This is a genomic window from Desulfomonilia bacterium, assembly GCA_036567785.1.
Lineage (GTDB): Bacteria > Desulfobacterota > Desulfomonilia > UBA1062 > UBA1062 > DATCTV01.
Genome location: DATCTV010000043.1, coordinates 30584 through 56641 on the forward strand (window position 1 = coordinate 30584; position 26058 = coordinate 56641).

General features: G+C 46.1%; 20 protein-coding genes. 8 read left to right on the top strand and 12 right to left on the bottom strand.

The features are described from left to right. Position 1: 1 nt before the first annotated feature. Genes VIS94_12370 through VIS94_12390 form a run of 5 tightly spaced genes read right to left on the bottom strand, consistent with a single transcriptional unit; the run spans position 2 to position 8071 of the window. Positions 2-1624 (bottom strand): DUF6178 family protein, encoded by a 1623-nt coding sequence (locus VIS94_12370; GenBank protein ID HEY9161862.1) that lies wholly within the window; start codon positions 1622-1624, stop codon positions 2-4. Positions 1625-1675: 51 nt separating this feature from the next. Next, positions 1676-4834: an efflux RND transporter permease subunit gene (locus VIS94_12375; protein HEY9161863.1), complete on the bottom strand. Its 3159-nt coding sequence runs from the start codon at positions 4832-4834 to the stop codon at positions 1676-1678. Positions 4835-4870: 36 nt separating this feature from the next. Beyond that, on the bottom strand, positions 4871-6070 hold the full coding sequence (locus tag VIS94_12380; protein HEY9161864.1) for an efflux RND transporter periplasmic adaptor subunit: 1200 nt from the start codon (positions 6068-6070) through the stop codon (positions 4871-4873). Between the two features lie 11 nt (positions 6071-6081). Further along, positions 6082-7482 (bottom strand): TolC family protein, encoded by a 1401-nt coding sequence (locus tag VIS94_12385; protein HEY9161865.1) that lies wholly within the window; start codon positions 7480-7482, stop codon positions 6082-6084. Next, positions 7475-8071: a TetR/AcrR family transcriptional regulator gene (locus tag VIS94_12390; protein ID HEY9161866.1), complete on the bottom strand. Its 597-nt coding sequence runs from the start codon at positions 8069-8071 to the stop codon at positions 7475-7477. The genes VIS94_12385 and VIS94_12390 overlap by 8 nt, the downstream gene beginning before the upstream one ends. A 159-nt stretch (positions 8072-8230) precedes the next feature. Between VIS94_12390 and VIS94_12395 the strand changes: the two genes are divergently transcribed. From VIS94_12395 to VIS94_12405, 3 genes are read left to right on the top strand one after another with little or no spacing between them, the layout of a single operon-like run. Continuing rightward, positions 8231-10102, top strand: coding sequence for a GNAT family N-acetyltransferase (locus tag VIS94_12395; protein HEY9161867.1), 1872 nt, complete (start codon positions 8231-8233; stop codon positions 10100-10102). 19 nt (positions 10103-10121) lie between these two features. After that, positions 10122-10472 (top strand): STAS domain-containing protein, encoded by a 351-nt coding sequence (locus VIS94_12400; GenBank protein ID HEY9161868.1) that lies wholly within the window; start codon positions 10122-10124, stop codon positions 10470-10472. A gap of 44 nt (positions 10473-10516) precedes the next feature. Then, positions 10517-12862 (top strand): SpoIIE family protein phosphatase, encoded by a 2346-nt coding sequence (locus VIS94_12405; protein HEY9161869.1) that lies wholly within the window; start codon positions 10517-10519, stop codon positions 12860-12862. A gap of 96 nt (positions 12863-12958) precedes the next feature. Here the strand turns inward: VIS94_12405 and VIS94_12410 are convergent, their stop codons facing one another. Then, entirely contained in the window at positions 12959-13159 is a 201-nt protein-coding gene (locus tag VIS94_12410; GenBank protein ID HEY9161870.1) for a cold-shock protein, read from the bottom strand. Between the two features lie 241 nt (positions 13160-13400). Here VIS94_12410 and uvrB point away from each other — a divergent pair, with 241 nt between their 5' ends. Next, a complete protein-coding gene (gene uvrB / locus VIS94_12415; GenBank protein ID HEY9161871.1) occupies positions 13401-15395 on the top strand; it encodes an excinuclease ABC subunit UvrB in 1995 nt (664 codons plus the stop codon). 3 nt (positions 15396-15398) lie between these two features. Next, entirely contained in the window at positions 15399-16142 is a 744-nt protein-coding gene (locus VIS94_12420; GenBank protein HEY9161872.1) for a lipopolysaccharide kinase InaA family protein, read from the top strand. A gap of 42 nt (positions 16143-16184) precedes the next feature. On the opposite strand, the gene VIS94_12425 is transcribed toward VIS94_12420, so the two are convergent. The 6 genes from VIS94_12425 to VIS94_12450 form a co-directional block, all read right to left on the bottom strand. Further along, positions 16185-16943 (bottom strand): DUF169 domain-containing protein, encoded by a 759-nt coding sequence (locus VIS94_12425; protein HEY9161873.1) that lies wholly within the window; start codon positions 16941-16943, stop codon positions 16185-16187. Next, positions 16928-17689: a lysophospholipid acyltransferase family protein gene (locus VIS94_12430; protein ID HEY9161874.1), complete on the bottom strand. Its 762-nt coding sequence runs from the start codon at positions 17687-17689 to the stop codon at positions 16928-16930. Before VIS94_12430 ends, VIS94_12425 begins: the two co-directional genes overlap by 16 nt. A 185-nt stretch (positions 17690-17874) precedes the next feature. Beyond that, complete coding sequence (locus tag VIS94_12435; GenBank protein ID HEY9161875.1) at positions 17875-20400, bottom strand: zinc dependent phospholipase C family protein; 2526 nt, start codon at positions 20398-20400, stop codon at positions 17875-17877. Between the two features lie 180 nt (positions 20401-20580). After that, entirely contained in the window at positions 20581-21198 is a 618-nt protein-coding gene (locus VIS94_12440; protein ID HEY9161876.1) for an LPP20 family lipoprotein, read from the bottom strand. Between the two features lie 99 nt (positions 21199-21297). Further along, positions 21298-22428, bottom strand: coding sequence for a serine protease (locus VIS94_12445; protein HEY9161877.1), 1131 nt, complete (start codon positions 22426-22428; stop codon positions 21298-21300). 101 nt (positions 22429-22529) lie between these two features. Further along, positions 22530-23786, bottom strand: coding sequence for a lactate racemase domain-containing protein (locus VIS94_12450; protein HEY9161878.1), 1257 nt, complete (start codon positions 23784-23786; stop codon positions 22530-22532). Positions 23787-23874: 88 nt separating this feature from the next. On the opposite strand from VIS94_12450, the gene VIS94_12455 reads away from it, so the two are divergent. The 3 genes from VIS94_12455 (at position 23875) to VIS94_12465 (ending at position 26054) form a co-directional block, all read left to right on the top strand. Next, positions 23875-24651 carry a hypothetical protein gene (locus VIS94_12455; protein HEY9161879.1) on the top strand — a complete coding sequence of 259 codons (777 nt, stop codon included), beginning with the start codon at positions 23875-23877 and terminating at the stop codon, positions 24649-24651. Continuing rightward, positions 24635-25405, top strand: coding sequence for a TPM domain-containing protein (locus tag VIS94_12460; GenBank protein ID HEY9161880.1), 771 nt, complete (start codon positions 24635-24637; stop codon positions 25403-25405). The genes VIS94_12455 and VIS94_12460 overlap by 17 nt, the downstream gene beginning before the upstream one ends. 82 nt (positions 25406-25487) lie before the next feature. Next, positions 25488-26054 carry a LemA family protein gene (locus VIS94_12465; protein HEY9161881.1) on the top strand — a complete coding sequence of 189 codons (567 nt, stop codon included), beginning with the start codon at positions 25488-25490 and terminating at the stop codon, positions 26052-26054. The last annotated feature ends 4 nt before the right edge of the window (positions 26055-26058 follow it).

Below are 26058 nucleotides of genomic sequence, written 5' to 3' on the forward strand. Positions count from 1 at the left end.
ATCAGAGTCTGACTATAAGGCATGTAATATATCTGGGATTTATTTCATTGACTGACTTAAATCCCGATAGTTCCGACTCAAGGCGCATGCAGAGCTGATCAACAGTAGCGCTTACAGCCTGGCGTTTCGATTCCGGAACCATGCCATAAACAAGATCTTTCAGCTCACCGGCAAAAGCAGTTCTTACACATCTCTTCCCTTCTTTCAATGAAGTTGCAGTCTCGACAAATACTGCAAACTCGCTTTTAGAAAGAGGCCTGAACCTGTTTTCTCCTGAAACAACGTTAGCCGCAATCGCTGTAAGTATTATATTTTCCAGATCAAGACCCTCGGAATCGACATTGGATCCCTTCAGAGAAGCCCCCTTGAAATCGAAATACTCAAGCATCAAGCGCAGCAGGTCAAGCCTTCTTATAACATCATTTGAATAATCGACATCATCTATTGTTATGAACCTGTCTCCTGTCATCACTGGATATTTTTTGAGAAGATCATCGGTAATTTCTCTGCAGGATGCAGGAACAATGCCCCTGTTCAGGCCCTTCAGGCTTTTCCTGAGACTGTCCTGCAGTTCCATGAGGGTATTGAAACCAAGAGAAAACAGTGTTTCAGCCGTCATTGTCTTCAATATGGCAGGGGCATCCTGAGCTTTTGTGCGCATTGCAATGGATAATCCAAGCGATGTCAAAGCCGCTGCTTTTTCCACCGATAATTTCAAAGAGACGATATCATTGAGAGGCTTGTAGTCGGCCATTATGATCTTATTTGCAAGATACATCATTTCAAACGAGAAATTCTCCACTGTCAACGGGTCTGCTTCTGCCATCGCCGAAACCAAGAGGCTGTTCGCTGATATCTTCTCGTTGTACAATGCAGGCAAAAAGAATTTCTCCTCTTCCCTGATAACAGGAATCTGATCTGTTCTCAGATCTGAAGAAATGATTTTATCCGTGGGTCTTCTTGCATAAATTCCCGATGCTTCCTCAGGCGGTGTGAAACCGAGTTCCGTGAGCCTGATTGAACGGTGATGAAATGCCGTTTCCTCCATGTTTGCAGGAAGTTCCCAACGAACACCTTCCAGTATTCTGAAATACATTTCCTGGTTATACAGAAAGGCGCTGTCCAGTATAAATCTCAGAAGCTTCGTTTCTTCCGTATCCCCGGAAAATATGAAAAAGTAGTTATTATCAAACGTTTCAAATCCCGCCTCTATTATCTGGGGTATGTTGTCATCGGTAGGACTGGTGACAATTACTTTCAGGTATGGATAAAACAGGAGGACCAGAAGTTCCAGGTCCAGTATGTTAAGAACATCCATAAGGGTATCGTCAGCCGCATTGACAAGCTCGTTCAGCCATTCAAAAATACCTTCGATCGACGGACTGTCACCTTTCCAGCAGTCAATGTCAATGAAGGAAGCCACCCTTTCAGGCTTGACATAAGGAAGCAGGAACCGGCTGTCTCCGCCAAAGCTTTCCTTGATTATCATGTAGGCGTCCTGAACCGGTATATGCTGGAGTATTTCTTCGCAGTAAGGGGAATCGATTATCGCTTTTGCCCTGTCTTCCAGAGAACCGGCAAGGACCTTTGTTATCTCTGTCGCAAGCTCTTTACTGTTTTCCATCCCCTAGGGATAGCACAGGCTCAGCATGTCATCAAGCCTGCAATAGGTTTATCACTTAAGCCTGTCCTCGTGGCCCATGAAATCATCTTCGCCGAAGAGTTTGCGGCTGAACCAGTGCCTGATCCTCGGGGTATAATCTTCTACTACATAATAAATCGAGGGGATTACGAACAATGTAAGTGCCGTACTGACCAGAAGACCGAAGCTTACCGCAAGGGCCATGGGAGAACTGGTCTCAGAACCTTCACCACGGGAGAATGCCATGGGAAGCATGCCCACAATGGCCGTCAAGGACGTCATCAGTACCGGCCTCAGTCTTATGCTCGCTCCCTGTATGATCGCCTGCGTCTTATCAACCCCCCTTAATCTGAGCTGATTGATATAGTCAATCATGACTATTCCGTTCTTAACGACTATACCCATAAGAATTATAAGGCCCATTATCGAAGATACCGACAGAGTGTTGCCTGTGATGAGAAGGCCAAGAACAACACCAATATATGCGAGCGGCATTGTGAACATTACGACAAAAGGCTGCGACAGCGATTCAAACTGAGCGGCCATGATCATATAGATAAGCAAAACAGCAACGAGGAAAGCAAGGCTCAGTTCCTTGAATGACTTCTGCATCTGCTCATACTGTCCGCCTATTTCATATGAATATCCCTGTTTCATTTTAATTTTGTTGAGAACTGCCTGTATGTCCTTGGTTATACTCGCAATATCCCGCTTGAAGTTGGCTGCACCGATTGTCACAACACGTTCCTGATCTTTTCTGAAAATGGAAATCGGGCCATATGATCTGACTGATTTCGTAACCTGTGAAAGGGGAATCATCGTGCTTATTCCTGCTCCGGGATATGAAGCGGCCGCCTGCGCTGCAACAGGAGACTGTATGTATATATTCTCCAGCGCCTTGAATGAGCCACTCCCGGCATCATTGAATTTTACCTTTATGTCGTATTCCTTGCCGCCTTCGCGGAAGAAGCTTACTGTTGTACCCTGCATTGCGGTTTGAACGGCATCGGCAATCTGATATACATACAGGCCCAGTCTTGCCGCCTCCTCCCTGTCAACTTCAATATGCAGTTCCGGTTTTCTCTTTTGAAGCGATTTCTTAAGGTCCTTCAGTCCCGGGACAGGTATAAGCTTCTGCATTACTTCATCGCTCAGCTTGTCCAAGACCTCAAGATCCGGGCCTGTAATATCTATTGTGATAGGGCTGCTGTCACCACCCATAAGATTTCCTACGACGTCCTCGAATCTGTAATCAACACCTTTCAATTTCGGGAAGAGGTTCCTTACCTCATTAACAATGACATCCATGTCTTTTTTACGGTCATCTTTTTCCTTGAATCTGATCCATACAGTTGATTTATTCGTACCGCTGCCCTGGTCAAATTTTGATCCCTGAGTCTGGCCGACAATACTTACGACACCAAGCACCTCGGGCCTTGCAAGAAACAGTCTTTCGATCTGTTCGGTGACATGATTGGTTTCGGACAGCAAGGAACCTTCCGGTAGCGTAATGTGCATTGACGAGATCGAATAATCCTGCTTGGGCATAAACTCGGCACCCAATAAAAACGTGAGACCGATGCTTAAAAGGAGGATGCCGAATGCGCCGCCTACAACCTTTTTCTTATTATTTAGTGCTTTCGCAAGGAGTACTGAATATTTATCATTCATTTTCTTGATCCAGCCTTTTTCTTCAATGTTCTCATAGACCTCTTTTTCTTTCTTGAAGAGTGAGGCTGCAATAGCCGGAATAACGGTGAAAGCCACAATCAAAGAGGCTCCCAGAGCAATACAGACAGTGAATGACAGAGGCCGTGCAAGTTTTCCTGCGACATTCTTTGCAAGGCTCAAAGGGATGAAAACCGCCATGGTAGTAAACGTGCTGGCGGTAACCGCAAGGATCACCTCTCTTGCGCCATCTATTGCAGCTATGTTCCTTGGTTTGCCCTGTTCCAGATGTCTGAATGTGTTCTCTATTACAACGATTGCATCGTCAACAACCAGTCCGACGGCAAGAGTTAGGCCCCCCAGGGTCATGATGTTGAAGGTGTAGCCCAACCAGTTCATGCCTATAAAAGTAGTGACTATCGATAGCGGTATGGCCAAGGCTATCGCAAATGTGGCCCTGAAAGACTTCAGGAAGATAAAAACTACGAATATGGCGATAAGTCCACCCAACAGGGCGTCTTTCCCGGTGTTAGAAATGGAATTCTTAATTATCTTTCCTTGGTTGTAGATCATAAAGAATTTGACGCCTGCCGGTACAGTCTTTTCGATTTCCTTCATCTTTGCAAGAACGCCTTCGGCCGTCTTGACCGTATTTGATCCGCTCTGCTTCATTACTCCGACAATGACTGTCGGCTCACGGTTGGTCCTTTCCTGACCTCGAACCTCCTTGAAACCGTCTTTCACTTCGGCGACATCGCTCAGATGTATGATCTGGCCCTGTTTTGTCGCATTGATGACTATGCCGCGTATGTCATTCAAATTATTAAAATAACCGCTGGTTCTGATCAGATACTCTTTCTGGTCAATGTTGACATGCCCGCCTGACATACTCAGGTTTGACACAAGAATGGCTCTCTTTATCTGCTCGAGCGAACAATCCGTGGCCTTCAGTTTGACCGGATCAATCAGGATTTGAATCTCACGTTCCTTGCCTCCGTAAAGCCATACCTGTGAAACACCATCAACCCGCTCCAGCTTCGTCTTTACGGAAGTCCTGAGATATTCTCTGAGCTGCATGGTATTACCCAATCCGGTAACTCCATACTGGATTACAGGCATGTTTGAAATATTATATTTCATAACCATCGGGTTATCCGCATCCTTGGGAAGATATTCAGATACCCAGCTCAGTTTTTCTCTTACATCCTGCGCAGCCGCATCGATATTTACACCCCACTCCAATTCAATCCTGATTGTGGATATACCTTCAGCCGACGTCGAATTTATCTGCCTTACCCCTGCTACGCTTCCGACAAATTCTTCTATGGGACGTGTTATACCTGTTTCGATCTCTTCTGAGCCTACCCCGGGATAAGTCGTTATTATTGTAACAACCGGAAATTCAAGTTCAGGAAAAAGATCAATGCCAAGATCCCTGAATGCCAGCAGGCCAAAAAGGGCAACAATGAGAGTAAACATTGTAATGGCGATGCGTCTCTTGACTGAAAATTCAACAATACTCATTGTATCCCCTCCCGTTTAAGTCAATACAGAACAGGTTTATTTATTGACAGACGGCGCAACCGGACTCTTCTGCTGCTGAACGGCTGCCGTTCCGGCTGCGACAGGTGCAGGCGCGATAGCAGATTTGTAATTAACGGATGGTGCAAGAGTAGCTTTCACCATGAGGCCATCACTCAGACCTACCTGACCTTCGACCACCACATAATCTCCGGGAACAAGACCATTAAGTACTTCATATGAATCATTTCCCTCTATTCCAATTTTAACGGGTGTTTTTATTACTTTTCCGCCTGAAATCTTGAAAACATAGAAACCTTCTTCTCCTGGCAGAAAAGCCACCTTTGGAGCATTTACGGCATCATTCCTGGCTTTCTGTACAATCTGAGCCCTGGCTGTCATTCCACTCCTTAGTTTCAAGTCCGGATTCTCAATGGTTATCGTCACCTTGAAAGTTTTGCTGACTGAATTTATTGATGGGAATATCTTTGAAATTGTACCCTCGAAGGATTTATCAGGTATCGCGTCAACAGTGACAATACATTTATTGCCTACTTCAAGATAACCGAATGCATCTTCAGAAAGGTCAATCTCGAGTTTCACCCTGTTCATATTTTCAACCACAAATGCAGGCGTTGGGGACTGGGGGGCCGTGAGTTCTCCTTCATTTACAAACTTGCTCGTGACTATACCTGAAATAGGGGAAACAACCCTGCATTCGCTGACGTTCTTTTTCGCGTTTGCAAGTTCAGCGTTTGCCTTATCCATAACAAACTGATCACCTTCAAGTCCGCTTTTTGCATCCTGATACAACTGCTCTGCAATTGCATCTTCCTTATGAAGGCTTTCCGCACGCAAGAAATCCCTTTTGCTCTTTTCAACTTTAACCTGCTGACCTTTTGCCATTGCGGCAACACCCTGGACCATTATACGATAATCGGAATCATTTATCTGCATAAGGATCTGCCCGGCTCCAACAGGTGAACCCTCCGTTACATAAATTTTGAGCACCCTTCCGGCAACCTTTGGAAATATTCTGGCTACATCTTCAGCAGCTATAGTCCCCATCGCCGAATATTCCTTAAGGATGGTCCCTCTTTCGACTTTGGCAACAACAACTTCAGCCTTTCCAGAATTGGCGTCCTTCCGGTTTGACTCATCTTTTGAACCGCAGCCGCTAAAAGCCAGAACCATTGCTCCGATTGTTAAGGATAATATAACCCTGTAGTAATATTTCATAGCTGCCTCTCCTAAAGTATCCCCATAGCTGCTTTAAGTTTTGCCACCGATATGGCATAGTCAACCTTGGCCTTAATATAGTCTATTTTGGATTTATCAAGCATGGTCTGTGCATCGAGAACATCCGTTGAAGTACATGCCTGAAGATTGTACTTGTGTTTCTGAATTCTAAGATTTTCCTCGGCAAGCTCAATTGATTTGCTCCCAACATTCATTTTCGCAATTGCAGCATTTGCAGTCAGATATGCGTCTTTAACCTGAAGTGCGATTTCATCGGCTGTCCTTTGCCTTTCCAGCAGAACCTGAGACTGCATTGCTTTTGCCTTTCCTACATTTGTATAGGCAGTTCCACCTTCCGCAAGTTTGCCGAAGAGAGTCCATTCCAATCCCACACCGATTTTCCACTGATCATTGACAATATCTATATCGGCACCATACCTCTGATAAGTATATGATGCGGCTATGCGTGGGGCATATCCGCCTTTGGCCGCCTTTACACCTTTTTTTGCAGAATCCATATAAATATCGAGTTCTTTAAGTTCCTGTCTGTTTTCCATTGAATATTCGATCGCCTCTTCAAGAGTATATTCAATCTTTGATATTTCAATGTCATTTTCTATTACTACTGGTTCAGTCAATGGTCTTGCCATCGAAACATTAAGTCCGGCTTCTGCTGTGTTGACCATATTCTCAGCAGCTATCAGGTTCTGCTCCTGCTCGGCGAGTTTGACCTTTGCCTGAAGGACGTCATTCTTTGCAATGACACCGGCTTTATAGAATGCCATGGCCTGATTTACATGTGCCTGCAGGGATGCTATGGCAGCTTTGGCAACATCCACTCCCTGTCTGCTGGCAACTACTCCATAGTATGCCTCAATGACCTTGACTTTCAAATCCCGGATTTTTTTCTGGGTTTCAATATCTGTCGATTTCTTGCTGTTTTCCTTGATCAGATAGTTATTATATAGTGAACCGCCGGCAAAGAGAACCTGGGTAACTTCAAGTGAAAGCGAATGGTTATCCTGTGTACCCACGGTTATCCCTTCGGCAGGAATATAAGCATACATCGGCCTTCTAGTATCCCAGTCAAGAGCGATATTTCCATTGCTGTCAAAACGGGGTGGGCTTGCTTCGTTCAGTATTGGAAGATACAGGTCCTGTCCGATATCCAGCACCTGAGGTTCATCAAGACGATAATAGCCATAGTTAACCTTAACCTTCGGAAGCATCATTATCAGGGCTTCCTTTTTTTCCATATCCTTTATTGTTGACTCTTCCTTGAAAGCTTTGATGCCCGGATAATTATTGACAGCTATTTCAAGCACCTGTTCGACGGACATAACTTCCTGTGAAAATGCCTGCCCTGTAATCATCACCATAAAAACCACAATACATATTGCCAGTCTAAACATCTTCACCTCCTGCAACAACCTGCATGATTCCGGAAATATACTCAGTAGGAATCTTTTTTAGAACACCCATAAGCCAGTCATTGGCAATAGAATTAATTGTCCCAGTGACTACAAGTGCCATCAGATCAATATCAATGTTCTTATTAGTTTCAAGCGATTGTGAAAGGATTTCCTTCAGCATTCCAGTATTTTCTTCATAAATTTCTCTCAGGCGCATTACAATCTGAGATTTGATATCAGGAACGGGGAAATAGATTATTTCCATAATAAGACGCTGAAGATCCGGCTGCTTTTCCACCCAGTTGAGCCTGTATTCAATAAATGTCTTAAGCTTATCCTGCCAGGTATCTTTCCCGGCCAGAGACTCCTTCAATCCGGTGCTATATGCCTCTACTCCTTCAATGATTACCTCAGAGAAAAGGGCCTGTTTATTTGGGAAACACTGATAGATAGTACCCATTCCGAATTCTGCAACACCGGCTATCTGGGACATGGTGGCATTGAAGTAACCATCCCGGGCAAATACCTTTCCTGCTGCCTCCAGGATAGCATTTCTTCTAAGTTGTCTTTCCCGTTCTTTCCTCGTCATATATTAGAATCCATATTCGAACGTAGAATCAGTATTCAAATCTAATGTAAATATTCAATTAAGTCAATAAGAAACATTGGTAACCTTTTCTATTAAAGGAATTTATCTGTTTCGCCGAAAGTTTTTTATATTTCCAAAGTTCCTCCACGGGAGGCATGCATGAACGGAAAGCAGGCCGGCGAATACGGCAAAAAAATTGTAACAGCAGAGAAAGCTGTTAAATGCATATCTCAGGGAAAGAGGGTTTTTGTCGGCTCTTTCTGCGGAGAACCTCAGCATCTTGTTTCAGCGCTTATCAACAACACATCCAATTTCTTTGATATTGAACTGATAAGATTTTTAAACCTTGAAGGCTCTCTTATGGGCCTGGTTGCCGAAGAAACAAAAGGAAGAAGCTACCATGTCAGGTCAATATATCAGGGTTCCGGGATGCTCACAGGTCTTTCTGCGGCAAAGCGTTTTTTGACACCTGTGAATCTCTACATGGTGCCTCAACTTTTTCTCAAAAGGCATATCCCTATTCATTATGCCCTGGTCCAGGTCAGTCCGCCTGATGAATTCGGCTGGATGAACCTGGGAATATCGGTGGACATTACCCTGGCGGCAGTACAGGCAGCCGATGTTGTTATTGCACAGATCAACTCAAAAATGCCAAAAATCCCGGGATACGGCATGCTTCATATTGACGATGTGGATTATATAATCGAGCATGATGAGGAACTCCTGACCACCTATCCCGTACCTGATTTGCCTGGTATGGAAAATATTGCAGGATATCTTTCCAATCTGGTCGATGACGGCTCAACAATCCAGCTAGGCCCAGGCATTCCAGGTGAACTTGTCGAGAAGGCCCTTGGGAATAAAAACGACCTTGGCGTACACAGCCAGTTCATACTTGATTCAATGCTCGCACTATGCAGAAAAGGCGTTATAACAAACCGTAAAAAGGGATTTAATGACGGCAAGATGGTTGCTTTCGGAGCCATAGGCTCCGAGCAACTTTATAGTTTCCTTGACATGAATCCAGCGGTCGAATTCAGACCGAGTGATTTTGTCAGCAACCCGCGCATCATATCCAGACACAATAAAATGGTTGCCATCAACCTGGCTTCCGCCATAGACCTCAAGGGACAGGTTTCCGCCGACGGAATGCCTCAAAACCATTTTGCAGATGTCGCAGGAATGGTCGATTTTACAAGAGGAGCCTCAATGTCTGAAAGGGGCAAGACCATTATAGTAATATCTTCGGCATCGCATGATGAGCAAACCAGCAACATTATTCCTGAGATCTCAACCGGCGCTGTTGCCATTCCCGCTCCCGATGTAACATACATCGTCAGTGATTATGGCGTTGTGAACCTTTTCGGAAAAAATATCCAGGAAAGGGCCATGGCAATTATCAGTATTTCCCACCCAAAATTCAGGGATGAACTTTTCAATAAAGCCAAGGAACTAGGGCTAATAAGCCAGGAAAGAAGCATCAACGAATCCATTAACGGCATCTATCCTGCATGGATGGAAGAGACCATAGAATCAGGCGGTGAAAAGATCACCTTCAGACCCGCCAAGACTACCGACAGCAGGCTTATTCAGGAACACTTCTATTCCATGGATAAAAAGGATATCTCAAAGAGGTTCTTCGGCTTGAGATTGCATTTCTTCTGGGATGAACTCAAAAACATGTTCATGGTAGATTATAAGAACAAATTCTCCGTAATTGCCTATGTGGGAGAAGAGGGACTCGGTAAAGTTGTTGGAGTGGGTATGTATTGTATTGACGAAGGCAAAGACATAGCGGAAGTTGCATATTCTCTTGATCAGGACTGGCAGGGCAAGGGAATTGCAGCGAAGCTGCAGCAGAAAATAGTTGATGCGGCGAGGCATAACGGACTTGCAGGCCTTTATGCAATGACATTCCCTGACAACAACTCCATGATCAAACTTTTTAAGAAACTGCCGTATAAAATATCAAATCACTTTGAAGATGGTGCATTGATAATGGAAGCATTTTTTTCAGAGCCAAAAGAATAAAACTCTAGGAGGAATATAAATGGAGATTTCAATAGAGAATTTATCACCCAGGATCAGGGTTTTATCAGTCAAAGGCAGGGTTGATGCATTGAGCGCTCCCGAAATGGAAAAGGCTGTTACAAATTCCTTTGCAGAACCCGGATCAGGATGCATTCTCAATCTTTCCGGTGTCGATTATATGAGCAGTGCGGGAATCAGGGTTTTAGTGCTGGGCTCAAAATCAGCCGCATCCACCGGAGGGCTGTTCTATGTATCAGAACTCCAGGAAAGTGTGCGTAAGGTTCTTGAAATTGTCGGATTTCTCCCATTAATCGATGTCTTCGCCGAAGTATCTCAGGCAAAAGACGCCGCCGTCAAAAAGCTTTCGTAACTTTGATATCAGGGGGGGGAAATAAATACCGGTAAAGAGAGATGTTGAATAATATTACAAAAAGCCTTACCACCAAGCTGGTAATACAGATCTCCAGTACGGTTCTTATTATTTATTCAATCGTGTTCGCATATAATTATTTTGAATCCAGGAAACAGATTTCCGCTTACGCTGAAATGCATTGCAGGGAGGTCGCAGACAGTACGGCAAACCTCATCATATCGACCATGCATGATGCAGAAAAGGCCGGTATGGATTCGATACCGGTTTTGCTGCAGAAAATAAACGATAAGGCGCTCATAACAACTCTGATTGAAATGATCGTCAGGCAGAATCAGCAGCTTGAAGGCGCACTTCTTATTACTGGTGATCCAGACAGAGCCGATACGCTTTCAGAAATACACTTTCACAGAACTCCACGTGGCATTAAAATGGCATCCGTTGATGCGCTTGAAAAAGACTCCATTTATTTAAAACTGTATGAGACCTCAAAAAAATCACTAAATCCTTTCTGGAGCAGGCCCGTTATAGAGCCCGAACTCAGTTATCCCATGGTGGTTTTTACGATACCGATATTGGATATACATGATGAAAATAATGAGTTCAAAGGCGCATTTCTTATCAAGGTTTCACTCCTGAACATTGCCGAAACCATATCAACAGTCAAAGTGTTCAACACAGGGTACTGTTTCATCATATCAGGCGACGGCACATTAATAGCCCATCCGTTTGTCGACAAAATCGGACGCGAAACCATTTTCCAGCTTGCAAAGGAATATAACAACCCGTCGGTTGCAAATATAGGGACACAAATGATCAGTGGTGAAACAGGATTTTCAGTATTCAAAAGCATCATTTTGAAAGAAAGCAGTTTTATATATTATATCCCAATCACAGAATATAACTGGTCACTGGCCGTTCTCTGCGCCGAATCCGACATGTTCAGCGGCATGGATGAGCTTTCGAGACGTCTTATCGCGCTTTCTCTGGGAGGGCTGCTGATACTTCTCATATTTGTTGCATTTATATCAGGCAGGATAACCAGGCCGCTCAGAAGCCTGGCAGTTGCGGCCAGGGCGATAGGCAAGGGAAATCTGGACTATGACATTCCCAGGACAAACATAAAGGATGAGGTGGGCGTCCTTACGAACGTATTTTCGGATATGTTGGAATCATTAAAAAAATACATAGTAAAACTTACTGAAACAACTTCTGCGAAAGAACGCATTGAAAACGAGTTGCAGATTGCACATGATGTTCAGATGAGCATCCTCCCAATGCTCGATTCCATACCGAAATCAAGTGAATTCGATCTGTTCGCCCTTATGTCTCCAGCCAGGGAAGTCGGCGGTGACATGTATGATTTTTTCATGAGTGATGAAAATTCATTGTGGCTTATTATTGGTGACGTCTCCGGGAAAGGAATACCTGCGGCATTTTATATGGCGCTTACGAAAACCATGCTTCACATGTCATCACTTTCGAATTCAACCCCCGGTGAAGTTCTGACAACGGTAAATAATGAAATCTGCAGGAACAACCCCTATTCAATGTTCATAACGATTTTCATAGCCCGCCTGAATCTAAGGACCGGGGTACTTCTATACTCGAATGCAGGTCATAATCCGCCCGTTATCATACATAAAAATGGCGGTCTCTCATTTATGGACGAAAGAATCGGCCCTGCCTGCGGAATGTCGCCAGGGATAAAATACGGAACCAGAAGGACCAGATTTTCAAAGGAGGCAACACTTTTCATGTTTACAGACGGCGTAACGGAAAGCATTAACGGTTCCGGATGCCTGTTTACTGATGAAAAACTTAACGAAGTTTTATTGAGTGCTGCCGACATGAGCCCGCGTGAGATTATTTCACGGACAATGCAAACGATAGAGGCTTTTGCTAAAGATATGCCGCAAAATGATGATATTACATTGCTGGCTCTTAAGTATCACGGGATGAGATCCGAAACTTCACATATAAAAAACGCCCATATCTATGTTGAAAATAAACCGGACAACATCGACAGGATCCATGCATTCATAACCGATTTCAGCAACTCATGCGGCATAAAGGAATCTATCATAAATGACCTTAATCTTATTTTCGAAGAGCTTTTCATAAACATTTGCAATTATGCATATTCAGACGGCAGAACTCACCATGTTTACCTTTCTCTGAGTTTTGACGGTGCGGAGATCACGTTTTCGATAGAGGATGACGGCATCCGGTTTGATCCTCTGGCATATATTCCGCAGCCGTATTCGGCATCCATTGAAGACATCAAGATCGGCGGCCAGGGAATCAGGCTTGTTGTAAGCCTCTCTGATTCGATCAGCTATGAGTATAAAGATGGAAAAAACATAATTACCGGGAAAAAAATTATTTGATCGGCAAAATTTTATTCCAGCTATATCAGGTATGACCGAAGAAAAAAGCAGGTGGAAACAGTAAACGGGACGGCCTGAAGGCCGTCCCGGTCTTCATCAGACTTTGACGACGTTCGAAGCCTGGGGGCCTTTCTGCCCCTGGACCACATCATACTTGACCTTGTCACCTTCCTGGAGCGTTTTGAAACCATCCTGTTTGAGTGATGAGAAATGAACAAATACATCCGTTCCATCATCCTGTGTTATAAACCCAAAACCCTTTTTCTCATTAAACCATTTCACTGTTCCCTGCGCCATTAATACACCTCCGTTTAACGACCCCTAAGCCTGGCAAAGCATCAAGGCCTTTTGTTTTGTTTCTGGAACACGATTAGCTAACGAAACCTCGGAAAAAACTTCTTATTGGTTTTACCATGTTTCATGCCGATAATCCTTCCAGTTGAAGAATAATAAAAAGCAACTGCATTTTAAAGTCAAGCTAAATGAAGAAGGACAAATAAATTTTACAGTGTACACTTTTTATGCAAGAATATACCGGATGAATTTCAAGCTTGTATCAGACTATAAACCCAGCGGTGATCAGCCCGGGGCAATCGATTCCTTATGCGAAGGCATAGAAAAAGGAGTACGTGACCAGGTGCTTCTCGGCGTGACGGGTTCAGGCAAAACATTCACCATGGCCTGCGTAATAGAGCGCATGAAGAGACCTGCACTTGTTATCGCACCCAACAAGATACTGGTGGCGCAGCTATACGGTGAATTCAGGGAGCTGTTTCCAGATAACGCGGTCGAATATTTTGTAAGTTACTATGATTATTATCAGCCCGAGGCATATGTACCGTCCCGGGATCTTTATATAGAAAAGGATTCGGACGTTAACGAGGATATAGACAAGTTAAGGCACAGGGCCACACGCGCGCTTTTCGAACGCGAGGATTGCATCATCGTGGCGTCCGTTTCATGCATCTACGGCCTGGGCTCTCCGGAGGCTTATTCCGGGATGTTGCTCTTTCTTGAACAGGGCCGGGAGGAAGGCCGCGACAATATCTTGAAAAAGCTTGTCGAAATTCAATACGAAAGGGGTGATTTCGATTTTCACCGCGGTTCATTCAGAGTACGCGGCGATACGATAGACATATATCCGGTTCATGAAGAGGAAAAAGCCGTCAGGGTGGAGCTCTTCGGCGATGTCATAGAAACCATATGGGAGATCGATGCGCTCAAAGGTTCTAAAATCAGGAAGCTTTCACATTTCCCGATATATCCTGCCTCTCACTATGTCACACCGGAAAGCCAGATGAAGAATGCGATAGCCACGATCAAGGAAGAGCTTGCCGACAGGCTCGATTTCTTCAGGTCAGAAAACAGGCTGGTGGAAGCACAGAGACTTGAAGAACGCACGCGCTATGACCTCGAACTGCTTATGGAGACGGGCATATGCAAGGGAATTGAAAATTATTCCCGCCATCTTACAGGAAGGAAAGAGGGTGAACCGCCACCTACTCTCATGGATTATCTACCCAGGCACAGCCTTGTATTTCTTGATGAATCTCATGTCGGCGTCCCTCAACTGATAGGCATGTACAGAGGCGACCACAGGAGAAAAGCCACACTCGTTGACTATGGTTTCAGGCTCCCCTCCGCTCTGGACAACAGGCCGCTCAGGTTCGACGAGTTCAACGCCCTTGTTAATAAGATCATTTATGTCTCGGCAACACCCGGCGAATATGAACTCAAGCAGACAAAAGGGCAGTTTACCGAACAGGTGGTAAGGCCAACCGGGCTTGTCGATCCCGAAATAGAAGTCAGGAAGGCCTCCACTCAGATTGACGACCTTCGTGCCGAGATAGAAAAGGTAACTGCCCGCGGAGGCAGAGTCCTTGTTACAACTCTCACCAAGCGGATGTCCGAGGAGCTGACCGATTATCTCGTCAATCTCGACGTGAAAGCGAAATACATGCACTCGGACATTGACACCCTTGAAAGGATCGAACTGGTGAACGGCCTGCGCGAAGGAAAATTCGACGTGCTTGTAGGCATCAACCTCCTTCGTGAAGGGTTGGATCTTCCCGAGGTCGAGCTTGTGGCAATCCTTGATGCGGACAAGGAAGGCTTCCTGCGTTCGGAACGTTCACTGGTGCAGACTTCCGGCAGGGCCTCCAGAAACATAAACGGCCGAGTCATATTCTATGCCGACAGGATCACCGGTTCCATGGAAAGGGCCATGAACGAGACAAAGCGCCGCCGCGATAAGCAGCTTCTTTATAATAAAGAGCACGGCATAACTCCGAAGAGCATTCAGAAAAACATACGCGATATCCTTTCTTCAATTTATGAGCGCGACTATGCCGACATGAGCGCCGAGGTCAAAACATCACAGGGCACAATCAACATAAGACAGATCGAGAAGACCATAAAACAGCTGGAAAAGAATATGACCGAAGCGGCCAGAGCTCTCAGATTCGAAGAGGCGGCTGAATTCCGCGATGAAATAAAAAGATTAAAGCGCATCAGGCTTGCGGTCGAAGATTAATCTATGATGACATGTCCTCTTTCCGGTTACCGGATAATAAAAACAGGCGATACAACAATCATTGTAAAAGAATATCTTCCTGAAAATATCATCCCGGCATCAGGCCCCATAGGCAGGCCGTCGTCCATGACAGGCCGGGGCAACATGCGGTTGCTGGGCGATGACATGATCGTCAGGGAGCTGGTGCACGGAGGTTTGTTCGGAAAGGTCACTGGAAGACTATTTCTCAGCAAATCAAGGAGCGTGAGAGAACTCAGGATCAGCAATTATCTGATAGGAAACGGCATACGCACACCCGAGATACCTGCCGTCAGATTTATCAGAAGCGGGATATTCTATTCAATCGATGTCATTTCCCGGCTTGTGCCTAATTCCATCGACCTCCTCACATGGCTTGAGAAATTCAGGGCCGAGCAGAAAGGAGAAGTCTTGAGGTTTGCGCAAAATAACTGGCAGGACAATCTTTTCACAACGATTTTTCATGAAACAGGCTCCCTTGTCCGCAGGATGCACGATCTGGGCGTCTGGCATGCGGACCTGCACCTTAAGAACATACTGCTGGACGAACATATGAATCCGTGGATTATCGACCTGGACAAAGCCTTGCATCTGCCCGTACTCCCGGGTTTCATGCGGCGGATGAACCTCAATCGCTTTTTCCGCTCATGCAAAAAATGGACTGGCAAGGGAATGATAAACCTGCTGCCGGATTATAGAACAATTTTCCTTGACGGATATAACAGCTGAACTACAGCTATATGATATTTTATTTCCCAGACAGTGTAATTTTCAGTCTGCCAAACCCTTCTGAATCCTCTTCTTTATCGTCTGCCAGCTGTGGGTGAAGAGGAAGCTGTCACGGTAGCAGGCCATAAGCCTTTTGAACACGGAATATGGAATTGAAAACGTAAGTTCATCGGGCGCCATGAAGGGCCTCGCCGACGGGTCAAAACCTGCTATGACCGCGCGTTCTCTACCTTCCTCGAGATTGCGTTTCACCCATGTATACACGCCCGCACAACCTGCCCCGAACGGCGCGATAATGCTGTTGCTTTCGCCTGTCTCAAACTGCACCAGCGTGAAAAGTCCTGAAAGGACATCCGGCGTTTCAAAGAAGACCACAACCTCGGGTGAATCGCTTTCATCGAGCATGTCAAGGGGCTTGAATACCCTATAAGGCAGGGGATCGGCTTTTAGCGCAACCAGTTCGAGATATTGCCTCACAATATCCGGGGACTTGCAGTAGCGTTCTCCCTCGAATACGCCTTCCATGCCGGTTGAAACAAATGCGGGTATGAAATCGCTGACAGCGCCTTCGAGGTTCATATAAACCCTGCCGCCAGGGCACAGACTGTCATGATTCATGGATACCGCGGGTAATCTCTTTTTTCTTGCAAGTCTGAGTACTCCTATAACGCACCTTGAGTTTTTCGGGGTAAGCGCCCCTTCGGGAACAACATCCGAACTGAACACTGCAAACGGCATTTCCCTAAGAGACAGGGCCTCGGCGAATTCCTTTAATTCCCCTGGATTTATAAGGTTTGCCATAAGATGTTTTCTTTAAGCTTTGACTTGCTGCAAAGTTCTATAATGGAAGCCCTTAAAACATCAAGCAGTTCTTCCTTGTTTTCCAGAGAATATAAAGAAGCATCGATCGGTTTGCCTACATTGACCTTGACTTCTTTGCCGAGATAAAAATCCCATGTCTTTGGCTGAAGTATTTCGGCCGCTCCGACGATTCCTACCGGAATTATTGTTGCGCCTGATTCTATGGCCATTATCACGCCGCCTTTCTTGAATTCTCCCAGCTCTCCGGTTCTTGAACGCGTTCCTTCAGGCGCAATCCACAGCACGATCCCGCTTTCCATCTTTTCGCGTGCCGCCTTAAGGTCTCTTTTCGCCTGTTCGAAATCATGCCTGTCTATGGCTATGAATTCGCCCGCCTTCATGCCCTTGCCCCACAGGGGCACCTTGAACAGCTCTTTTTTGGTCAGCATTCTGATACTGCCCGGCATGGTCTTTATTATTATCGGTATATCGTAAAGACTTGAATGATTGGACATGATTATATAGCGCTTGCCCGGTTCGATCCTTACATTGTACGGGTCATTGAACAGGCATTTCACATCTACGGCATCAAGCAGGTGGGATGACCACCACCTGAGCATCTTATCGCCGTATAAACGGTCATATGTATTGGTAAGCTGCTGCCACAGCACCAGGATTGTTATGTAAAGAGTAACATACAGGCTTACCGCCATTATCTTGATTTTTCTTAATATACTGGCTTTCATTATATACTCATCCCTCCCTGTTCCTGATATATAAAATGGTAAAGCATCGAATCCGCTATAAAAAAGCTTTTGTCAAGTTTTTAAGGAACCTTTCACAAAGAAATCCGGATGAAAACAAACCTGACATCGTCATCAAATTAAAGTCCCTGCCTGGCAGGGACTTTTGTCATAGGTTCAATCTGTTTCTAAAGGCCTGCGGTCATTATAAAACAGATGCTGCTGCCATTACTTTCTGACGACGGATTACCAATTTCGGTTGCGCCCTCTCCTTCCACAGGATTATCCGGATCATCCGGATCATCGGGCCGAACTGTGCCGTCAGGAGACAGCATCACATAAACCGCACCCTCAAGCCTGCCGTTTTCGCCGGTTGCCCTTGGTGCCGATATAACCGTATCCGTTGCATTATCGGCATTGAAGTCAAGAAATGTATAGCACGAACCGAACTGCGATTTTTTTCCGCCTTCCCTGAGGGTCATTTCCGGCCTGGCCATTGAGGAGAGTATCGTTCCGGCAGGCATTGTACTGCCGCCTTTGAAATAATATACGACACCTGATTCGAGCTTTGCATTGACCGCTCTCATGGTCTCACTGACCCACAGGTCATCAATTCCGTCGGCATTGAAGTCGGAAAAGGCCACCTGCGCCCCGAATCTGGAAAAGGCCCTGACGCCGTTTATAACTGCAATCGGCTTGACATCGGATATTTTAAGGTCGCCGCTGAGGGTGGAAAGGCTTGCAAGCATAACAGAGCCCGGCTGATCGATAAGCTGAAAGAGTCCCAGCATCATCAGGTCTTTTGCGGGCGATGACACCGCAAGAACCGTTTTGCCCGTTCCATAAGGATCTCCGGTTGAAAATGAAGAACCCAAACCTTCAAACTCGCTTTCGCCGGTAAGCGTGAACTGTGGCGTCGTACCGGCCTTTGTTATGCGAAGGCCGGCAAGGTTAAAACCGTAAACCCTGCCGGTATTCTGCTTGCCGGAATTGTAGGCGGGAGCACCCACAATAAGCATTCCATCCGATTTATTTACAACTTCAACGTGACAGCCGAACCAGGAATACGCCTGTTCCCCGTTCAATACGCACCATGCGTTATCGAGGGTCATGCTTCCCCGTGGAATGTTTTTTGATGAGTTGAATATCGCAATGCTGCCGCACTGCTGCATTTTTCCTTTGCCCGAAACAGCAACTTCTCTGAAAGGAGCGCCGACGATCAAGTCGGGATTCCCGTCATTGTTCAGGTCTCCTGCTGAAAGTGAAAATCCCAGAGCGGATGTCTTTGCCGTATCGATAATGATAACGGACGGCTCCACTGCAATGCCTTTTTCCGAGCCGGGGAAAACATAAACCTTGCCGTTATAGAGCCTTTTACCGGCACCCTCCGAAGGCGCCGAGACGACAAGGTCTTCATATCCATCGAGGTTGAAGTCCAATACCGTTACCGCCCAGCCGAACCTGCCTCCGTCCTCATTCCCTGTCAAAACTGCATCGGCGTTACCGAAATCAATCCCCGAAGCGAAATATGTTTTTGCATCCTTTCTGCCGTAAACGACATATACGGCCCCGAGATCGGGATGTCCGGGCGTTTCGAAGCCGGGTGCACCGATTATAAGATCATCGATACCGTCATTGTTCAAATCACCTCTGGCAAGGCTTTTCCCCGTATAGGAATATGCCTTTGCGCCTATTGTCATGAAATCGGCCTGTTCAGGCTTCTTGGCAACATATGCTTCCGGGGTTTCTGCTGTGCTTTTTTCAAGGCTCAACATGACGCCGCCTGCAACAACGGCCTCTCTTACATTAATCCCTTTTGTATCAAGTTTATTTCGGGCTTCCGTAACAAAACTCTCTTCGGCTCCGGCATTTGCCAGGAAAAAACCGGCATTATCAGTTTCAACACCGTTTTCCATCCAGTCTATCGCTTCTTCCCATCTTAAAAGAGTCCAGAAGGACATATCGTCCAGACCACCCATGAAGAAGCCCTGGAGTTCATCAATAAGGAAAGTCGACTTTCCAGCCGGTATCGAAAAGAGAAGATAACCTGCATTCGTCTCGGCTTCTGTCGCTGCAAACATGAGTTTGTTGGCATTTGCGATGAATCTGGAAGTCACATCGGGAAATCCCATTTCATGATAAACCTCGGCCATGTCATCGGCAGGCACCCACATTTTATCCTCTATCCAGGACATATCGAACTCGTGCGCGCATGCAATGTCCCCTCCAAAATCAGCTATCTGATGTGCGTCATCGAAACTGCCATTGAAATTCTGTTGCCCCATGATACCCACAAAGCCGTCACCTGCATGCCAGGCCACGTCAGCTGCGTGGTGGCACATGAGCCCCAGAACAAAGGCTGCATAGCGCCCTGCTTTTTCGGCTTTTGCAGGGTCAGAGGAATTTATGTCAGCCTTGTATTTCTGGTGAAAACGATTTGCAGCGGCCTTGATGAAAGGGTACCAGTGGGCAAGCTCCGATTCGTCCTGATAACCCGTCCAGTAACCCCAGTCAGGGAATCTGCATCCGGCCTGGATTGCATCCCTGTATTTTTCGACAAATCCATTGTATTCGGGATAAGCGCTTGAATGAAACGCCACGGATGCGCGTTCGCTTACCTCGGTATGAGTGGCCATTCCTGCTGCCAAGAGGCTTTTGCAGGTCAACAGGACAAGGGCGATAACAAACCAGACGCTAAAACTTGTTTTCCTCATATATACCCCCGTGGGAAAATATCAGCGGACATCAGCTTTAAATAACTTTTAAATAAATATAAGGCCGCTGTTAACCAGAAGCAATCCCGTATCCTAATTTGTTTCCCGTTACCGGTCAAGCACCGTATGCCGGTCTTTACAGTAAGGGCATTCCGTGTCTGAGAGAACGGACTATTTTATTTACTGATCCTGACCCTTATCAGTATTCTCATCGAGTTCTTCAAATGATTTATCAGCCCTTTCACTTACAGCCTTGCGGACGGAATCTGAAAGGTTGCCCATCTTGCTGACTGAATCCTTGAATTTATCGACATCCATGGCTACAAGGGCATAAAAAGTTCCGTTCAAGCTTACCCAGGTATCCTGGAGCTCTGTTCCTGTAAGGGTCATATCGGTGATCTGCTTTGATACATCCGTTATATTCTGCTCATCGGCCGCTGCCGTGCCGAAATCCTGTCCGCCGGTCGTAGTGGCCTGATAGTCCTTCAGCATGGCCTTGACCTTGACCTGAAGAGATCTTGCAAGCGCCGTCCTTGCACGAGCCTCGGCTGTTTCGCGCATCAGCGATACGTTCCTGCTGCCGCCCGCAGAACCCACACCGCACACCATGGGCGTACCCTTGGCCTTGTAGTATGTCCCGCAGCTCTTGGTCACCCAGTCGGGAGCGCCCTTCAGTTCTCCGCCTATAACCTTCTCTATTGGTTGCGGTTCAGGCGTTTTGCCGGAACATGCGCCGAATTCAAGCGCTACAGCAAACATTAACAAGCCCATAAGCAGTCCATACATGATTTTTTTCATAAAGAATTGCCTCCCTGTTTTATTTGTAACCTGAAAACATAAGTTCTTATAATTTTGCGAAAACCATGCACGGAAAATGTTCCCGGTTCAGCTGGAAAGCTAGTCAGCCTCGTCCAGTTCTTCAAAGGCCTTCTGAGCTTTCTTTTTAGTCCGGTCATACAGCATTCCGGTCGTATCGTTCAGGTTGAATTTCCCTTCGGGAATTCCATACATGATCTCACCGCCAGGGCCTTTGAATTCCCTGAGTTCTTCTTCCGCGCCAGTCATGTTTTTGTCGTCAATGACCCCTGTTTCTTTCTTTGTAGCGGTTTTTTTCTTTTTTGTTTTTTCCGGGGGTGTGCCTGGCTGTTTTTCAGCCTCGGATTCAGGCTTTAATTCCTCTGCAGTCAGGGCCTTTTTCTCTTCAAATTGGGGAGGCTCCGGTTCTTCAGGCATTCCGGCCTTTTCCTTCCGGACAGGGGCAAGGGCTGTGTTCTCTTTTGCATCCGCTGCCTGTGCGGACCGGACAGCGATATTGATCCCCTGCGAATCAAGCCATTTTTTAACCTGAGTGCTCTTTACTGCAAAATTTACGCCCACAATGGGAATGTTGTCGGCCGACATGCGGGACATGCTCGTGTTTATGCCTATCATGTTTCCAGATGCATCGATAAGGGGCCCTCCCGAATTGCCACGGTTTATGCTGGTCTCTGTCTGGAAGACATCCTGCGGACCGATCTTCTTAACGCCTGATATGGCACCCGTGGTGAGAATCCAAAGCCCGCCTCCTTCAGGATGCCCGATCGCCGCGACAGGATCGCCTATCGATACGGTCCCGGCATCGCCGAGAGGTATTGCCGTCAGAACACCCTGAACATTTTCAAGCTTGAGCACGGCCAGATCGATCTCAGTGTCCCTCGAAATCACACGGGCCGAAAGGCACTGCTTGAGATCGTCATTTGAATCTCCCGAAAGCCTTGCAGGCTTGAGGCAGACCACTATGGTGCCGTAAGGATTTTTCGTTTTTGCATTTGTTATGACATGACTGTTTGTGAGCACAAGCCCTTCAGGCGTTATGATGGAGCCCGTACCCGCACTGCCTGTCCGTGCCCCCTGGTCAAATGCCGAGATGAAAACAACCGCCGGTGCATCCCTTGAATATATCTCTTTTGGTGTGAAATTAACCGCGCCTGAGGAAACAGCGCTTAATAATATGATTATCAGCGATAGCAGCCCTGTTGATGTTTTCATTTTCGGCCCCCGGTTTTTTATAGATAATCATTTTACGGGATCATTCATCCTGCCTTAAAAAAATAATATCTGAAGATGATTCTTCCCGTCACGCCTTATTCTCAATTGTCCCTGAACCTGTATAAAATCTCGCCCGCATTCCTGACAACCAGCATATCCTCATTCTGTTCCCCAATCGGATTTCTGGGATTTATCTCAAGTGGATTATAATAGTTCAGATTAATCTTTTTGCAGACAAGGGGGTGAATCCCTGTTGCAAGAGTAGCGTTTATACGGGGATGCTCCTTCCCTTCTTGATATGTCCCGTCAGGCTTTAAAAGTGTCGAATGTGCAAGAACCATCAAAGGATAGCCCTTATAATAATCCCACTTCTTCAGGAAAAAATCCCTCACATGATACCCTATTTTTTCCATGAGCATGCCGTGGGCAAAAGAAAGCCCCCTCACATGCGGGGCATAGATAATCAATTCCCCATCATCCTTTACGATCTGTTCAACCTTCTGCAGTCCCTTCACTCCGACCCAGAGATCGGGATAGCTTTTGGGCAGTACTGCAATCACTTTCGAATATCTCTTATCCGAATATACGATATGCACCCGTAAGGACAGCTCAACCGCTTTTGTCCATGCCTCATCATGTTCACCGATAAAAAGACCGCTCACACCGTATTCCCTGACAACAGGGCAGATATACAGCTTGGATGCGGGAATGAATGAAGCCGCCCTGTCGATTATCCTCCTGACCGATGTGTCCCTAACCCCTAGAATATCCCGCCTCATATGCAACGCTCCAAGCCAGCTTATATAATTCATCACTTCCGGACTGCCGGTTCCTGAAAAGAAATATTTGTTGCCTCCTGAAAACCCGGCAAGTTCATGGGGCGAGACGGGACTTAGGACGATGATCATGTCATAATTGAGCACCTTTCGGTTCAGCCGCACAGGAAGTTCCGCCTTGAGCATACCCGATGTAAGACTGTCTGTTTCATCCTCGCTGATTGTCCCGAGAGTTGCATAATTTTCAGGAAGGTTCCACTGGTGAGTGAATATGTTCACATCCCTGTAGATGCCTTCTGCAAGCTGCCTTGGCGTAATGCCGAAGTGTTTGTTTATATCTTCACTGGACATGGGTGCATAAGTACCGGATGAAATCAGATAATCTATGGATTTGGCCTTTCCTGCAAGCCCTTCATGTATAAGCCTGAAGAAAAGAGGCATTGGCAGTATCCGGGTTGAGTCAGGGACGATAACAAGCACCTTTTGTCCCGTCATGTCCCACTTGGTGAAGGCCTGCTGAAGAAAATCCTCAATATCTTCGTTTGTCAGAAAAGCATCCATCAATCCTTTTCCGATAACCATGATTTCCTTTTGAAGAGATATTTTTCCTGTGTCAAGCATTCTTTGGAAAAGTTGAACATTGTTTTATTATGGACAAGATGACCATCCCGTGATAAATCGCTATCTCATGATTGATAAAAAAGTGATGAATCTTGACGGCCTTCCTCTTGATGCCCTGCCCGTTATCAGAGATTTTTCAGATGACGTGATTGCATCTGCAGGCCATGACCTCGAATCAATTGTCCTTTCAGGCAGCATCATTACACAGGACTATATACCGGGAATATCCGACATCAATCCTGTAATCGTGATGAAGAAGCTCGGCCAGGATTTTCTTGATTCGCTTGCCGGGTTCGGGAAAAAATACGGCAGAAAAAAAGTGCGTGCCCCTCTTGTTATCACAAACGAATATCTTGAACGCTCCATTGATGTCTTCCCGATCGAATTCCTGGAATTAAAACTCATCCACAAGACGATTTACGGCTCTGAAATCTTTTCCGGAATCAGTATAGAAAAACCCATGATAAGGATTCAATGCGAAAGGGAATTGAAGGCAAGACTTATCCAGCTGAGCAGGGGTTATATATCCGCTTCCGGCGATAAAGAGCTGCTGCTTGGCCTTATAATACAGTCATCATTGGGTTTTTATCCGCTCTTGAGGGCTATCCTTTTCATGGGAGGATATATAGTGCCGGTTGACAGGTCATCTGTCCTGAGTGCAATAGAATCACATTGCAGGGTCAGCCTCGATTGTATGAAACAGATTCAAACAATACGCTCACAGAAAAAACCATCCCTGAAAAGCGAAGAGATTCGCCTGCTTTTTAAAAAACTTTATGACCTGACACATGAGCTGTCGCTTATTGTTGATGAAACCTCGTGCTAAAAAGTTTTCATTCCTGGCTGTTCTTTCCATGCTGTTCATCCTTTCAGCAGCGGTTAAAGTTCCGGCTGTCGAAGGCCCGCCGGCGGATTATATCGAGGACAGGGCCGGTATAATAGACGCCTCTACAAAGGCCGGCCTTTCTTCCAGGCTTAAAGCGCTTGATCAGAAAACCGGGATACAGATGGTCGTGCTTACCGTTCCTTCTACAGAAGGGATACCCATTGAAGAATACTCGATAGAGCGTGCGCAGAAATGGGGTATCGGACAGAAGGGAAAGGATAACGGCATACTCTTTGTTGTTGCCGTAAATGACAGAAAATACCGCATCGAAGTCGGATACGGTCTTGAATCAGTGATGCCCGACAGCCTTGCCGGGACAATAGGAAGACAGTACATGGTGCCTAAATTCAGGCAAGGCGACTTCTCGGGCGGGATCAACGATGCGGCAAACGCCGTAATCGGCACCGTAGCAAAGGCCTACGGCACCGAGGTCGAAGGGACCGCACCTGCTGAGCCTGTCCGTCAATCAAAAGGCAAAGTCAAATCCATTCCTTCTGCATTCCTTCTTATATTTGTAACCTTCATCGTTCTGAGCAGGATTTTTTCTCCATTCGGACGGCGTTCATTCGGAAGGCGCCACGGGGGAATCTGGATAGGAGGCGGTGGTTTCGGCGGTGGCGGCAGCTTCGGAGGCGGAGGTTTCAGCGGAGGCGGAGGCGGTTTCGGCGGAGGCGGCTCATCGGGCGGATGGTGAACAATAATTTGAGATTTGAAATTTGAGATTGAAGAACTTATTTAAAACAGATGATTTTTCAAATATTCAATATGGAGGAAGGATGAAAAAGACACCAATCGTTGTCGGAATAATCATCGGAATTGTTGTTATAATCGCCGGCTACTGCATCTCTCAGTACAACAAGGCCATCAGCCTTAATGAAGCCGTAAAAGCCCAGTGGGCGCAGGTTGAAACACAGCTCAAACGCCGGTTCGATCTTATTCCGAACCTGGTAGAGACTGTAAAAGGCTATGCCGCATATGAAAAAGGCGTGTTCGAATCACTGGCAAATGCCCGCAAATCATATTTTTCGGCACAGACCATAAACGACAAAGCAAAGGCGGCAGGCGACTTCGAAGGTGCGATCTCCAGGCTCCTTATGCTGCAGGAGCGCTACCCTGAGCTGAAAGCGAACGAATCGTTCCTGAAGCTTCAGGACAGTCTCGAAGGCACTGAAAACCGCATTTCAGTCGAAAGAAAGCGTTACAACGATGCAGTGAGAGCCCTCAATTCATATGTGAAATCTTTCCTGGGACGCTTTTTCGCCAATTGGGCAAACGTAAAAGAGGCCGAATATTTCGACATTCCTGAAGCCGAGAAGGCAGTACCGCAGGTAAAATTCAATTAAGAGA